13 protein-coding genes, 1 tRNA gene and 1 pseudogene are annotated in these 13,491 nt (G+C 47.5%); 7 read left to right on the top strand and 8 right to left on the bottom strand.

Annotation, left to right across the window (positions count from 1 at the left end):
• The first annotated feature begins 201 nt into the window (after nucleotides 1–201).
• Entirely contained in the window at nucleotides 202–462 is a 261-nt protein-coding gene (locus tag AC2VDX_RS14985; RefSeq protein ID WP_378181969.1) for a hypothetical protein, read from the top strand.
• Nucleotides 455–884: pseudogene (locus tag AC2VDX_RS14980) on the top strand (retroviral-like aspartic protease). Before AC2VDX_RS14985 ends, AC2VDX_RS14980 begins: the two are co-directional and overlap by 8 nt.
• Here AC2VDX_RS14980 and AC2VDX_RS14975 read toward each other — a convergent pair.
• The 5 genes from AC2VDX_RS14975 to AC2VDX_RS14955 form a co-directional block, all read right to left on the bottom strand.
• Nucleotides 778–996 carry a hypothetical protein gene (locus tag AC2VDX_RS14975; protein ID WP_378182257.1) on the bottom strand — a complete coding sequence of 73 codons (219 nt, stop codon included), beginning with the start codon at nucleotides 994–996 and terminating at the stop codon, nucleotides 778–780. The pseudogene AC2VDX_RS14980 and the gene AC2VDX_RS14975 sit on opposite strands and share 107 nt — an antisense overlap.
• Nucleotides 984–1,130 (bottom strand): hypothetical protein, encoded by a 147-nt coding sequence (locus AC2VDX_RS14970; RefSeq protein WP_486928189.1) that lies wholly within the window; start codon nucleotides 1,128–1,130, stop codon nucleotides 984–986. Before AC2VDX_RS14970 ends, AC2VDX_RS14975 begins: the two co-directional genes overlap by 13 nt.
• Before the next feature lie 25 nt (nucleotides 1,131–1,155).
• Nucleotides 1,156–2,940 (bottom strand): NACHT domain-containing protein, encoded by a 1,785-nt coding sequence (locus tag AC2VDX_RS14965; RefSeq protein WP_378181972.1) that lies wholly within the window; start codon nucleotides 2,938–2,940, stop codon nucleotides 1,156–1,158.
• Nucleotides 2,941–3,026: 86 nt separating this feature from the next.
• Nucleotides 3,027–3,518, bottom strand: coding sequence for a hypothetical protein (locus AC2VDX_RS14960; RefSeq protein WP_378181975.1), 492 nt, complete (start codon nucleotides 3,516–3,518; stop codon nucleotides 3,027–3,029).
• 271 nt (nucleotides 3,519–3,789) lie between these two features.
• Nucleotides 3,790–3,862 (bottom strand) — tRNA-Val (locus AC2VDX_RS14955).
• Nucleotides 3,863–3,944: 82 nt separating this feature from the next.
• On the opposite strand from AC2VDX_RS14955, the gene AC2VDX_RS14950 reads away from it, so the two are divergent.
• On the top strand, nucleotides 3,945–4,556 hold the full coding sequence (locus AC2VDX_RS14950; RefSeq protein ID WP_378181978.1) for a metal-binding protein: 612 nt from the start codon (nucleotides 3,945–3,947) through the stop codon (nucleotides 4,554–4,556).
• A 28-nt stretch (nucleotides 4,557–4,584) separates the two neighbouring features.
• Nucleotides 4,585–5,442 carry a nucleoside triphosphate pyrophosphohydrolase gene (gene mazG, locus AC2VDX_RS14945; protein ID WP_378181981.1) on the top strand — a complete coding sequence of 286 codons (858 nt, stop codon included), beginning with the start codon at nucleotides 4,585–4,587 and terminating at the stop codon, nucleotides 5,440–5,442.
• Between the two features lie 12 nt (nucleotides 5,443–5,454).
• Here the strand turns inward: mazG and AC2VDX_RS14940 are convergent, their stop codons facing one another.
• Complete coding sequence (locus AC2VDX_RS14940) at nucleotides 5,455–5,688, bottom strand: hypothetical protein (RefSeq protein WP_378181984.1); 234 nt, start codon at nucleotides 5,686–5,688, stop codon at nucleotides 5,455–5,457.
• 508 nt (nucleotides 5,689–6,196) lie between these two features.
• Nucleotides 6,197–6,901, bottom strand: a complete 705-nt coding sequence (locus AC2VDX_RS14935; RefSeq protein WP_378181987.1) for a hypothetical protein — start codon at nucleotides 6,899–6,901, stop codon at nucleotides 6,197–6,199.
• A 296-nt stretch (nucleotides 6,902–7,197) separates the two neighbouring features.
• Here AC2VDX_RS14935 and AC2VDX_RS14930 point away from each other — a divergent pair, with 296 nt between their 5' ends.
• The 3 genes from AC2VDX_RS14930 (at nucleotide 7,198) to AC2VDX_RS14920 (ending at nucleotide 10,216) form a co-directional block, all read left to right on the top strand.
• Nucleotides 7,198–8,502, top strand: a complete 1,305-nt coding sequence (locus AC2VDX_RS14930; protein WP_378181990.1) for a glutamate-5-semialdehyde dehydrogenase — start codon at nucleotides 7,198–7,200, stop codon at nucleotides 8,500–8,502.
• Between the two features lie 68 nt (nucleotides 8,503–8,570).
• Nucleotides 8,571–8,942: a dihydroneopterin aldolase gene (gene folB, locus AC2VDX_RS14925; protein WP_378181993.1), complete on the top strand. Its 372-nt coding sequence runs from the start codon at nucleotides 8,571–8,573 to the stop codon at nucleotides 8,940–8,942.
• 80 nt (nucleotides 8,943–9,022) lie between these two features.
• Nucleotides 9,023–10,216, top strand: coding sequence for a patatin-like phospholipase family protein (locus AC2VDX_RS14920; RefSeq protein ID WP_378181996.1), 1,194 nt, complete (start codon nucleotides 9,023–9,025; stop codon nucleotides 10,214–10,216).
• 23 nt (nucleotides 10,217–10,239) lie between these two features.
• On the opposite strand, the gene AC2VDX_RS14915 is transcribed toward AC2VDX_RS14920, so the two are convergent.
• Entirely contained in the window at nucleotides 10,240–13,248 is a 3,009-nt protein-coding gene (locus AC2VDX_RS14915; protein ID WP_378181999.1) for an EAL domain-containing protein, read from the bottom strand.
• Nucleotides 13,249–13,491 lie beyond the last annotated feature (243 nt).

The raw sequence follows: 13,491 nt of genomic DNA, 5'->3' as shown, positions 1-13,491 counted from the left end.
GCACCATTTCTCAAAGCATGGAGGCATTGCGTCGGGTGTAGTTTCCTTCATGGGTATTTTTCAACGTGAACTTCTTATCTGGCATGGATCATAACTCATTTGGTTTTAATTCATTGTTTAAGTCCCGTTACCAGCAATTGTGGCATATCGTTTGCCAGCCCGATCAATCCTAAGCTAGGCTAATCAGTAAAACTGTCATTTATGCCTCTTTCTGAATTACTGCCTGCTGTCAATCAGCTATCTCACCAAGACAAGCTACGCCTCATCCATTTTCTTCTACTAGCAGTAGCGAAGGAAGAGGGTTGCGAACTTGAGGCAAACGATAGTCAGGCTCAAGAGGCTTTGCTGTTAAAACAGTTGGCATCTACTGAAGCTGTAGTGTGGTCGCCCTACGAGGCGCATGAAGCTGCCAAAACGCTATCAGATCTGCTACTGGTAGCAAAGCAAGGAAGCGATGCTTGACGGCAAGAGATTTCCTTTTATCGAGCGTACTAACAGCCTCGGTCTTTCCAGCACCTTGCCGTATCTACCAATAATGCTGACCTACAGAAACCGCTCTGTAGAAGCTATGACTTTGCTGGACACAGGTGCAAGCGTCAATGTGTTGCCTTACGAAGTCGGTCTGCAACTGGGTGCAGTCTGGGAGGAACAGACAGTCTCAATCAGTCTCAATCCAGTTGAGCGGAAATCTGGCTCGGATGGAAGCAAGAGGCTTGGTGCTGTCAGCCACAGTTGCTGAGTTTCCCTCTGTCCTGCTTGCATTTGCCTGGAGAGAATCTAGAGAAGCTCCGCCGATTCTTGGACACATGAATTTCTTTGCAGAGTTTGATGTGTGCTTCTATCGTGCTGACTTCGCTTTCGAGTTGCGTCCGAGAGCAAAATAGCGATCGCACTCATCAGGCAAAATGCGATCGCCCAAACAGTAACTACAACAGCAGATTGAGGCGTGGGAAGCGATGCGATCGAAGTTGGGAGGGAATGAATTAGCGATCGCACACCTTCATTCTGCTTTCATGCGATCGCATCCAGGAGTTACAACAGCAGATTGAGGAGTGGCAAAAGATGCGGTCGAAATTGTGAGCGCATTCCTTCCTTTTCTCAAATGCGATCGCAACTTTAAGGTTCTTCATTGCCCCCTTACACTGCTGCATCCTTTCACCCCAAATCCATCTTGGCAAAGTGGTCTTGCAGGAGTTTGTGCATGAACCGATAGCGACCGCCAATCCGCTGCAATAGAAGGCGCTCGGTGCAGTAGTTGAGCAGGAGGTCGTAACGTGGAGGGACGTAGCGATTCCAGGTGAGGACAAGACGGAGAGCAAAATGCTGAAGTAGAGCGTTTCCGCCACCCTCAAAGGATGCAAACCCAATGATGTAAATGATGTAACCAAAAAACACTTGAGGCGAAAAGCCTCTCTCTATAAAAACACGGATGCTGAATTGAAAACGGAGACAGAGTAGACCAGTGAATAGCAATACACACAATACAAAAAAGAATAGATTTCTCCATGAATCTTTAATGCCTTGATTTGCAACTACTTGAGTTTGAATCTCTGCCCTCATATTTGCAATAAGCCAGCGAACAAAAGAATTGATCGCTACGCCAGATAGCAATACTATTAGTAAATAGCTCCATCTCGTTCCTATTTTTGTTGTAAGCCAAGCAACTCCGAAAAGAATCGTCGAGGATAAACTCAGCACTACGCTTATAGATGAACTTTGTACTTTTGAAATTCGCTGAATTTTTTCAGTAGGAACAATATTGTCCATTGTTAGCAAATATTTCAGCCAAGGAAGTGTGGCTACTAAAGGAAGCAATGATTCGGGAAAAAGTCTAGCCCACGAATTAACTACTGTAAATACTGATGTAAAAAACAGCATAAACAATAACCTATAACTGTTTCTCTGCTGTTTATCTGGTAGCCAAGACGGTTGCATCCTCTCAATCAAAAGCTCTGTCTGCGACTCTTGTTCCAGCGCCTTTGCTGCAAAAACCAATGCCCTTTGAACCGCTTGTCGCGTTGGTGGTAGCTTTTTGCCGTAGGTTTTGCTACAGATGCCTTGTTGTCGTTCAACAGGGTCGATAATTAGCTCTCGTTCGATCGCTGCTTCCCAATAGGTATCGAGCAAATACTCAATTTTCAGATCAGAGGTGGTGCGCGATCGCCAATCAGAGAGCGAAAACTTGCCCTGTGTCTGCACCAACCCAAACATCGACAAAAATAGTGGCGTTGTCAGCAACTTCTGCAACGCCTCATCCTGCTGTACCGTCTGCCACACATCCTGCAACCCAAACCGAGCAAAATAGTCCTCAATTTGTTCGATGGTTAAAGCCTGCAAATAGATTGCCCCATACAGGCTCAAAGGCTGCCGTACTACTTGCTCAAACTCTTCTCGCCGACAGCAAATTAGGACGCCGCAAGGACGTTGCTCCAGTTCTCCGATTGACCAGGCATTGAGCGCCACAGCACAGGCTTTTTGATGCTGGGGTGCTACCTCATCCAGCCCATCCAGCAACGGTAGCAGTTGATTATTCTTGAGCCATTGCTGCGCCAAATCCTGACGAATCCCATACTTGCTCTTTAACTCGCCTACTAGCCACTCAAAAATTGACTGCTGCGGATTTTTCCAAGAAGACAAACTGAGCAACACTGGGATTGGCTCTGCTTTGTCTGCGATCGCTCGTTTGAGCAAATCCTCTGCCAACTCCAGCATCATCGTTGTCTTACCCGCACCTGGTTCACCCAGAATTAGCAATTGACGGGCAAGTTCTGGGCGATCAAATACCTCCACAATTCGAGTTCCAGCAGCTAGGGGCATCGTTGACTGTGATTGTTGCACAACCTTTACTGACCAAGGACGCTGCACGCGATAGTCCTGTTGCTCCATTCCCAGAGTTAGCCAAACAGCATTGTGCAACGACTGCGCTAGCCGTTCCCGCACTTCCGTTGTGACGGCTTGCAGCAGTTTCTCTTGGGAGGAATCCTGCCTAGCTTGCGTTGGCCCTGGATCTGGATCTGGAGTGCGGGCTACAACTTTTTTGCCAGCGCCTTAGACCACTTGGTGAACGTCGGAAAATTCGTCCGTAAAAAGTTCTCCGTATCCAACTCTGCCTCGTAGGACAAACTGACGAACGGCGGCAATAGCGACAGCGCTCCCTTCAACTTAGCTGCCGCAGGTGTTCCCGGCTTACTAACTTCGGTATAAATTTTCTGTAGCCATGCCAGCACCTCATCAGGATATTGCTGACTGGTTTGCAGTTGCCCTGCTTGTTCTACAATCTCAGCAACGACTACTTCTAGCTCTGGCTCGGCGATCGCAGTTGTCGCTGGCTCATCCGCCAAAATCTGCCAATATTCTTTTTCAAACGGCTGCATCTCTGCCTTCAAATCGGCAATCTGCTGCTTGATCCGAACCCGTTCTTCCGGGGCAATTGTCGTCAATGCATCTTCTTTTCCTGCCAATTGCTGACGCAAACGGGTCAAATTTCTTTCAACTTGGCGCAGGCGATCGCTTGACATCCGTAGACTCCAGAACTTCAAAACCACTATATCGGTTTTACTCGATCAACTCTGAAATGTCTGCGATGTCTTCACGGAAATCAGGACTCCTTATGTTGCCCGAAGCTTGTCAAATTCTGTTGTATTTTCTTAACCCACATAATGTGCTATTGTGGTGCCGAGATTCTCGCTCCCTGAGCTTCTCCAAACGAATCTGGATGAAACCTAATTTGTCTCAGCGACATTAATCTGTCACCAACGAAAAATAATTTAGTCACTATATAATTTCAGATGGGCAGTACTGGACTCGAACCAGTGACATCCTGCTTGTAAGGCAGGCGCTCTACCAACTGAGCTAACCGCCCAAGTTCACACACTTTTTAGATAATAGCAGACGCTGCTAATATTCAAACAGAATAAATTTTAAAAAATATCAAATTCTAACGGATGCCCTCTGGTCGGACGCACGATCGTATCACTTTATGGTGCCTGCCTTGGGTGGCTGGCATGACGTTCGGGCTGACTCGCAGTGGTGATCTGACGTTAATTGTTTCCGGAGGATTTTTATTCAGCGGGCTAATGTTTAGCCCAGACTTGGATCTAAACTCCCGTCCTTATCAGCGCTGGGGCTGGTTGCGGTGGATTTGGATACCCTACCAGAAGAGTTTGCGTCACCGATCTATTTTTTCCCACGGGTTGGCAATTGGGACAATCGTGCGATCGCTTTATCTCTCCTGCTGGCTCTTTCTCGTGGGATTATTGATATTGGGGATGCTACAGCTAGTCTTGGGTGTCGGGTGGACTTGGCAGGTGGTAGCGAATCAGGTGCAGCGATCGTCTCAATACCCGGCTGAATGGATGGCGCTGTTTGTGGGTTTGGAATTGGGTGCAATGAGTCACTCGTTGAGTGACTGGGGGGGTTCTGCCTACAAGCGGTTTCAAAGGGATGGATTGAAGGCGGTGATGCCTAAGCGGGTGAAGACTCGGAAGCGAATAGGCAAAGTGAATCGGCGTAGAGTTAAGAAACCAACCGCCAAGACGCAGAGGACGCGAAGGTAAGATCGAAAGGCAAACTGAGTTTTCGTTTATGTTGAATTCCCCAGAATCTGCTTATCCCATGCCTCAAACTGCACTAGAAGCGCTGCAACAGTTGATTGAGGTTGTTGCCCAGTTGCGATCGCCTAGTGGAGGTTGTCCTTGGGATTTAGCGCAGACTCCCCAAACCCTCACCCCGTATGTAATCGAAGAAGCTTATGAGGTGGTAGATGCGATTCGCACTGGGGATAAAGATGCGATCGCTGAAGAACTGGGCGACTTATTATTACAGGTGGTACTACAAGCTCAGATTGCCAGCGAATCCGGGCAATTTAGCTTAACCGAGGTGGTTCAGGGGCTTACTCAAAAGCTGATCCGCCGTCATCCTCACGTCTTTGGAGATGTTGAAGTCGAAAGTGCTGAGGAAGTCCACCAAAATTGGCAGAAGATCAAAGCCGCCGAAAAAGGAGAAACGACTCAAGACACTCAGCTGCTAAGTCGCAAACTCACTCGTTATTCCCGCACATTGCCGCCGCTGATGGCAGGGATGAAGATATCTCAAAAGGCGGCGGCGGCTGGGTTTGAGTGGGAGAATATTGAGGGCGTGTGGGCAAAGTTTCACGAAGAGTTAGCAGAATTTGAAGAGGCACTGCAACAGGAAGACAAAGCTCATCAGCAAGCGGAACTGGGAGATTTATTATTTACTGCGATCAATCTTGCCCGTTGGTGCGATCTAGATCCTTCAGAAGCTTTGCAGGGAACGAATCAGCGATTTATTGAGCGTCTGAAAAAAATGGAGGCTTTTGCAGACCGTCCTCTCTCTGATTACACATTAGATGAGTTGGAAACGCTTTGGCAACAAGCTAAAGCTCAGTTAGCAGCTTCCAACGAATTAAAAATGGAACTCTGAATTTTTTATTTTTCAAGCTGCTACTTGGGAATCCTGAATTAGGATGCGATACAGTTCCTCTTCCAGCCAGCACTCATCTTCTTCTGCCAGCACCAACCGTGCCTGCCGCCATATCCCAGCCATCTCTGAATCTGTGTACTTTGAGGTCAGTTTCTCCGATAGCTGTTCCAATGCTCTTGCATTCCGAGCGATCGCGATTGATGCCATTCTCCAGGAATCCCATCCATTTTTTGAAACTGCACTCATTTTCTGAAGCCCACTTCCTGACTGTTCTTTACCTAACTTAGAGGTCATTGAATTCCAATATCTTCCGTCAAAATACTGAAACTGTGTAACTTTATATACTCTTCACACAAAACTGATACTTATATAAATTTGCGATGAAATTTGCGACCAACTGGTTTGTCGGTTCGAGTCATCAGCACCAAGAAGAAGGCGAACAGTGCGCTTGCAGTGTTCGCCCTTTTGAAACTACATGCGGGATGAAGAAAATTTCCGAAATTTAGAACAGGACTTACGGAAAGCTTATACATATAGCGTTTTTTCGGGTTCAATCCCCCTGGGGGATTGCGGTGGCAGATGTGATGATGTTGCGTAAGTCCTGAGAACATATAGCGTTTCTCAGTTGGATGGAATATACTGCGGTTCTAACGTTTGGTAGGGGAATGGCACAGAAAAAGCCCCTACAGATGTATCGTGGCAGGATTGCTTGAGTAATTGAACTGCCTCTTGATAACGCCCTTGTTTAAGGGGTCTAGATAAAAAAATTCATCGCCGCCAGCGACACTCTTTGAGTGTCGCTGGCGATAAATTCATCATCCTCTGACCCATCTCCGCTTAAATATTGAGCGAGAAACTTGTCAATCGCTTTTATAACTTTTCCCCACTCAGGGTTATCGGGAGATTCCTGGGATATATCCCTATCTAAGACATCTAGCTGCCGATTTTCTATCAACTGCTCTTCTTTCGGCGGAAATTTGCCTAAATCAAACGGCAATTGCTCAAGGGAGTTCTCAAGCGATCGCAAATTTTCTGCTACCTCTAACTCCAATTGATCTATCATTTGCAGACGAGCATCTACCTCAAACTGCGATTGGACGAGCGCCTCGAAATCCTTAAATGAATCTAAGGACGACTTTTCTATCGCGGGAAGGCGTCCATCTAAATCAAAGTCTAACAGCTCGATCGGAACACTTCTATTTGAACTAGCCCGTAACTGCTGCGACTTTTGACACTCTTTAGCACTATCAGCCAACAACTGCTGTAATTTTTGACAGCTTTTAGGCAAATCAACTTGCAACTGCTGCAATTTTTGGAGCTTTTTAGCGCAATCATCCCGTAACTGCTGCGATTTTTGGCACTCTTGAGCCAAATCAATCCGCAACTGTTGTCTTGATTGCAACTGTTTATCTGCGGGTAAGCTAGCAGCAACCAACAGTTTTTTTTGATGTATCTTCATTTAAGTTTGATTTTGTATTTTTTTTAAATATTATTTTTATAATACTTATATTTTTTATAAATAACAATTAAGTCTAAAGTCGCGGCTAAACAAATAAAGCCTGACCAGAGCAGGCTAATATAAAGCCGTTGCGTTGGTAGGCTTCGTTCTTCTAGCCCCAGGCTTCTAGCCTGTGGACTTATCTTTGCTGTCATCGGGATGCTCCCGTTTGACTCAGGCATCCCACCCATGAAAATTTAAACAGAAGCCACATTTTGTTAAACTTTGGCTTGAACGTAGGCGTTTGATTCAGAGCCATGACTGTTTCCCAGATTGCTTCCATGTCTTTAAGTGCGATCGCTCAAAAAACTCGTCAAGCAGCGCGAAGCTTGGCAGTGCTGTCCACAGAGGCGAAAAACCAAGCGATTGAAGCGATCGCGCGATCGCTAGAAGCCGCAGCACCAGAGATTGTGGCAGCGAATGCGGCAGATTGCAAGGCAGCGGAGGCGGCAGGAATTCCCAAACCGCTTTACGCCCGCTTGAAATTAGATGAAACAAAGCTAAAAGCAGCGATCGCGGGCGTGCGAGATGTGGGACGTCTGCCCGATCCCGTGGGCGCAGTGCAGGTTCACCGGGAACTAGATGATGGATTAATCCTCAAGCGCGTCACCTGCCCTCTAGGCGTTCTGGGAGTGATTTTTGAAGCGCGTCCCGATGCGGTGATGCAAATTTCCACTCTTGCGATCAAATCTGGCAACGGTGTCATCCTCAAAGGGGGACAGGAAGCGGTGCGTTCTTGTGAAGCACTGGTGAAAGCCATTCGCCAGGGATTAGCGAAGACTGAAGCTAACCCAGATGTGGTGCAATTACTGACAACTAGAGAGGAAACCTTAGAACTGCTGAAATTAGATCAATATGTGGATTTAATTATTCCCAGAGGTTCAAATTCCTTTGTCCGCTTCGTGCAGGAAAATACTCGCATTCCTGTTTTGGGTCATGCCGAAGGGATATGTCATGTCTATCTGGACAAAGCAGCGGATCTGCAAAAAGCTGTATCGATTACCGTAGACGCCAAAACCCATTACCCAGCCGCCTGCAACGCTTTGGAGACTCTGCTGGTGCATCGAGCGATCGCATCTGAATTTTTACCGCAAGTTGCTAATACTTTGCAAGAAAAGAAAGTAGAATTGCGGGGAGATGAAAGCACTTGCGAAATTCTGAACATTCCACAGGCGACAGAAGCCGACTGGGCGACAGAATACAGCGATTTAATTCTCTCAATCAAAATTGTGGATTCTCTCTCAGAAGCCATTGACCATATTAATACCTACGGTTCTCGCCATACTGATGCCATCGTCACAGAAGATGCCGCCGCTGCCACTATTTTTCTGGCACAAGTCAATGCTGCTGGAGTATTTCATAACTGTTCAACTCGCTTTGCTGATGGCTTCCGCTACGGATTGGGCGCAGAAGTGGGAATCAGCACCCAAATGATGCCTCCTCGCGGCCCGGTGGGCTTAGAAGGACTGGTGACATACAAATATCAAATCGCTGGTGATGGGCATATTGCTGCTACTTATAGCGGTGCAGATGCCAAACCCTTCACCCATCGAGATTTGTAAAGAGTCATTGGTTTCTTCTAAGTTGAGTCTGGGAACGAGACAAGGTAAATATTAAAGTTTTTGACGAAATGGATAGCATTCAGCTAACAGGAATTCGCTGCTACGGCTACACTGGCTACCTACCAGAAGAGCAGGTATTGGGACAATGGTTTGAAGTGGACGTGACTTTATGGCTAGATTTGGCACCAGCAGGCATCAGCGACGCCATAGAAGACACTCTGGATTACCGCCAGGTGATTTCGACAGTGAAGCATTTGGTAAAAACCTCTAAGTTTGCCTTAGTAGAAAAGTTAATCAGCGCGATCGCAGACGCCATCTTAGAATTCCAGCAAGTGTCACAAGTCCAAGTGCGATTAACGAAACCGGGCGCACCGATTCCAGACTTTGGCGGCAAAATCACGATTGACATTACGAGAACGAATCAAAAAAGGAATGGGTAATGGGAAGAAGACCCATGAACAAGGCACAATTAGCAATTAGCCATTAGACTTTACAGCAGTTTTTTGTGGAGAAAAAAAGCGTGACTTTTCGCATTTTGAGCTTTGACGGTGGCGGTATTCGGGGCGTCATTTCTGCAACGATGCTGACAGAGATTGAGAAAATTATCGGTCAGCCCTTAAGTCAATACTTCCACTTAATCGCAGGAACCTCCACGGGGTCAATTTTGGCGACGGCAATTGCTAGCGATCGCCAAGCCCAGGATATCGTGGATGTGTACCAGAAAAAAGGAACTCGCATCTTTCCCTACCGAAGCCTTTGGTCTCCGCAACGGGTAGGGTTGGTTCTTCAGTACGGCCCTTCTGCCCCCAAGTACTCAAACAAAGGTTTGATTGACTCTCTCAAAGAAGAATTTAAATACAAAAAACTGTCGGATATCACTTCAACAAATCTCTTGATTACTGCCTACGACACAATTAACCGAGAACCGATTATTTTTAAAAGCTGGCGCAAAATTTTTGCGGAAGTTCCCTTATGGGAAGCGTGTCTCTGTTCTGCCTCTGCCCCAACTTTTTTTCCTGCACATAAACTGGAGAAAAAGGAAGAAGGCATTGCCCAAGGCGGAGACACGAACTCGATTACGTTAGGGCAAGAAGCCGCAGAAGACAATGGGGATTACAATCAAATGCAGATTGAAATCACTGGCGGGACGGGACGCGGTCAGATTCGCACTATTATTGGTTACAGAGGGGCGAATCGGATGGCGCTTGTGGATGAGCCGTGGAGTGCAGTGCCCGATAATACTTCAACTTACCGAGTCACCAACGTATACTCAGTCATTGACGGCGGTGTTGGGGCAAATAATCCTACAGCTTGCGCGATCGCTGAAGCCCTGCGGTTGGGCTATAAACCCCACGAAATTTCGGTTTTATCCCTCGGTACGGGAAGTCTTACCCGTGCAATTCCGCTGGAAAGTGCCCAACAATGGGGTGCGATTCAGTGGGCATTACCGATTCTTGATGTAATATTTGATGCTTCATCAGATATTAATAATTACATTGCCAAACAGGTGATTGATGAGGATAATCGTTACTTGCGCTTGCAATTCAAATTAGATAGCAAGTTGACTGGGAAACGGTTAAGTGACGATATCGATGATGCGAGTCCGGCAAACATTATGAATCTAATTGAAGCCGCCAAGGTTTACATTAATCTACCACAAGTGCAAAAATTGTTGAGGGATTTTATAAATAGTGAGCAGATTCATAGAAATTAAAAATTATCTTATTTTTAATTGTCTTACCATTGGGGTGTTGAGGCAATGAATGCTCTAGCAGATTCGCTATCTAGTGGCTTAGAAAAGAAGAATCCTTGCCCAGCTTCGCAGCGTAGCGATCGCAGTTGTTCCATCTGAGTCGCTGTTTCTACACCTTCTGCTATCACATCTAATCCCAGATTGTGAGCCAGGGTAATAATTGTTTGTACAATCTCGGAATTTTCGCCTTCTGCATCCATCCGGCTGACAAAAGAGCGGTCAATCTTCAGAGTATTGAGCGGAAAGCGGTGCAAATAGCTCAAAGAGGAATAGCCGGTTCCGAAGTCATCAATACTGAGTTGAATGCCGGAGTTGCTCAGTTGCTCTAAAGTAGCCGTAGCGGCGGCGGCATTTTCCATAACCACACTTTCCGTAATTTCCAGTTTGAGACTTGGCGCTGCTAACTCGGTTTCTTGAAGAATTTGCTTAATTTGCTCGGCTAAATTGGGTTTTGAAAACTGTCTGCTGGAAAGATTAACGCTCATGGTTAAAGACGCTAAGTCGGGAAATTCTTGTTGCCAGAGACGCATCTGACAGCAGGCTTCGCGCAGAACCCAAGCTCCCAAGGGGATAATCAGACCTGTTTCTTCGGCGATAGGGATAAAATCAACTGGGGAAACCAAGCCGCGAACCGGGTGAGACAAGCGCACCAGTGCCTCGAAACCAGTAATTCTGCCAGTCGAGAAGCAGACAATTGGCTGATAGTGAAGGATGAAGGAATGACTGAGGGATGCGGACTCTAGGCGCTTCGCCTTCCCGAAGGGTGGACTGAGTGAAGAGTAACCAGAATTGACCATTTTTGTTTGATGCCCGTCTTTTACCTCAGTCCTGGCTAGGGCGTGCCTGAGATTGTTTTCTAACTGCAAGCGAGCCACCGCATGAGTGTGCATGGCGGTGGTAAACACTTCGTAACGGGCTTTGCCTAGCGCCTTGGCTCGATATAAGGCGATGTCGGCGTCGCGCAGAATGTCTCCGGGGTAGGGGCAAGTTTTGTAAGTGGCTGATGAGCCATCTCGTTGCTCGATTGCACTTAAGGTAATGCCAATGCTGGCTGTCACGACAACCTCGTGTCTGCTCAGATTGAAAGGCTGCTGGAGGTCTTTTTGGATGCGTTCGGCGATCGCAGTGGGGACGCCGATATCTGGAATTTCCTCTAGTAAAATGACGAATTCATCGCCCCCAAGCCGTGCCACAGTATGGCTGCCACACACAGAGGCTTGCAGGCAAGAAGCGACGCTGCTTTGCAGCCGATCTGCTAACGCAATCAGCAGTTGATCTCCGACGACATGACCGAGACTATCATTGACGACTTTGAAGCGATCCAGATCCAGAAATAGGACAGCAAACTGATATTGTGACTGTCTTCTGGCTCGCGCGATCGCCTGGGACAGCCGCTCCATAAATAAGGCTCGATTTGGCAAACCTGTTAGCGGATCGTGAAATGCATCATAGATTAGATGTTCCTCAGCCACCTTGCGGTCTGTAATATCCGTCTGCGATCCTGCCATGCGGTAGGCTTTGCCATTGGCATCTCGAATCGCCAGTCCTCGACAAAGCATCCAGCGGTAGGTTTTATCTTTATGCAACATCCGATATTCTTTCTCGAAGTGGTGAGTCAGCCCTTCTACATGGGCAGCGATCGCGCTTTTGACTCGCTCCAAGTCTTCTGGATGCACGCGGCTCAACCACTCATCCGGGCTATCGCCAATTTCATCCTCCTGGCAACCCAGCATCGATTTCCAGCGGGGCGAAAAATAGACGGTTTCGGCTTTCAGGTTCCAATCCCACAACCCCTCATTACTCCCGCGAACTGCCAGCGCATAGCGCTCTTCGCTTTCCCGCAGCGCCTCTTCCGCCAGCTGGCGTTCATTCGCGGTTGCCAAGACATTCGCAACTGCTTGCAAAAAATGAACTTCGTCTTCAGTAAACCGTCGCTGGGTCGGGGTGTGAACGCTCAAAACACCGAACGGGTTCCCCTGACTATGAATAATTACACTCATGCCAGCGATCGCGCGGTGGTTGTGCAGCAGTGGCGTTCCTGAAAAGCGCGTTTCGATGCGGAGGTCTTCCACAATCACCGGCTGACCCGTCAGCAAGGTATATCCTGCCTGGGAACGATCGTGGGCACCGATGATTGCCGAACCCACCAGCCCTTCCTGCCAGCCAATGCCCGCCCGCAGGAAGAAAGCATTGCCTCCCGGCATCAGTTCCAAAACCTGGCAATAGGGCACTTCCAAGGTTTGGGCAACCAGAGTCACCGCTTCTTGCATCAGCGCGTCAAGATTGGTGCCAGAGAGCGCCCGTTGACCCAGTTGCGCCACCGCTGCTGAGGCACGCGCATAGGATTTTAGTTCGTACTCAGCGGCTTTGCGTTCGGTAATATCTCGTTGCACCGCCAGCAAATGGGTAAACCAACCCGTACTATCTGCCAGGGGTAAGATATTCAGTTCTACCCAAAAATCGGAGCCGTCTTTGCGGTAGTTAATCAACTCGACTCTGACCGGCTCCCATCGTGACAGAGCTTGACGTATTTTATCGAGTTGCGATCGCTCAGTTTTCGGTCCTTGCAACAAGCGGGGAGTCTTGCCGATTACCTCTTCCGGTTGATAGCCCGTCATTTGGGTAAAGGCATTATTCACATAGACAATTCTGGGGCCAAGCGGCTCTTCCAATGGCTCCGCTTCCGTAATTACAATCGCGTCATTCGCGTTGACAACAACTGATTCTAGTAGGCGCAGGCGCTCCTCTGAGATCGTAAAGAAACGCTCCCGCTTTTCCTCTCGCGGGTGCGGTTGGGGGACACGGGTTAAACGGTTCAAACCACGGCGTAATTTTTGTTGAGTCGCAACCTGACGAGCGATGATTCGCAGTGCTTCTGCTTGTTTTGGGCTAATCTGACGCGGCACGAAGCTTATACTCTTATTAAAGATACGAGGGTAATAATTCGTATCCAGCTTAACCGCTTGATTAGCAGGCAGTTTTGGTTCGATCATTCATAAATGCTTTCCACAGGTTGGATGCGGTAGGATGCAAACCCGTTTTATTAACCTTTGTTTTCTTATTTTGCCTCTTTTTTAAGGATCATTTTAATTTCTTAATGCTTCTCAATCCTCCGGGGAGGGATAACTCACTCGATCGGCAACACGGACTTGCCTGTTTATAGAGCGCTAGTCTAGTAGAAGTTATTTGACAAGAGAAGCAAAATATATAGGACTTACGCAACATCACCACATCTG

It is taken from the genome of Coleofasciculus sp. H7-1, assembly GCF_057473865.1.
Note: the sequence above shows the minus strand (reverse complement) of the source record. Positions and strands in the feature narration are given on the sequence as shown.

Bases quoted from the DNA above. Each gene is read 5' to 3' on its own strand.
- AC2VDX_RS14970 (WP_486928189.1), bottom strand. From the start codon at position 1,130: ATGAAGAACCTTAAAGTTGCGATCGCATTTGAGAAAAGGAAGGAATGC.
- AC2VDX_RS14915 (WP_378181999.1), bottom strand. From the start codon at position 13,248: ATGATCGAACCAAAACTGCCTGCTAATCAAGCGGTTAAGCTGGATACG.
- mazG (WP_378181981.1), top strand. From the start codon at position 4,585: ATGTTGAATTCCCCAGAATCTGCTTATCCCATGCCTCAAACTGCACTA.
- AC2VDX_RS14950 (WP_378181978.1), top strand. From the start codon at position 3,945: ATGCCCTCTGGTCGGACGCACGATCGTATCACTTTATGGTGCCTGCCT.
- folB (WP_378181993.1), top strand. From the start codon at position 8,571: ATGGATAGCATTCAGCTAACAGGAATTCGCTGCTACGGCTACACTGGC.
- AC2VDX_RS14960 (WP_378181975.1), bottom strand. From the start codon at position 3,518: ATGTCAAGCGATCGCCTGCGCCAAGTTGAAAGAAATTTGACCCGTTTG.
- AC2VDX_RS14940 (WP_378181984.1), bottom strand. From the start codon at position 5,688: ATGAGTGCAGTTTCAAAAAATGGATGGGATTCCTGGAGAATGGCATCA.
- AC2VDX_RS14935 (WP_378181987.1), bottom strand. From the start codon at position 6,901: ATGAAGATACATCAAAAAAAACTGTTGGTTGCTGCTAGCTTACCCGCA.
- AC2VDX_RS14930 (WP_378181990.1), top strand. From the start codon at position 7,198: ATGACTGTTTCCCAGATTGCTTCCATGTCTTTAAGTGCGATCGCTCAA.
- AC2VDX_RS14985 (WP_378181969.1), top strand. From the start codon at position 202: ATGCCTCTTTCTGAATTACTGCCTGCTGTCAATCAGCTATCTCACCAA.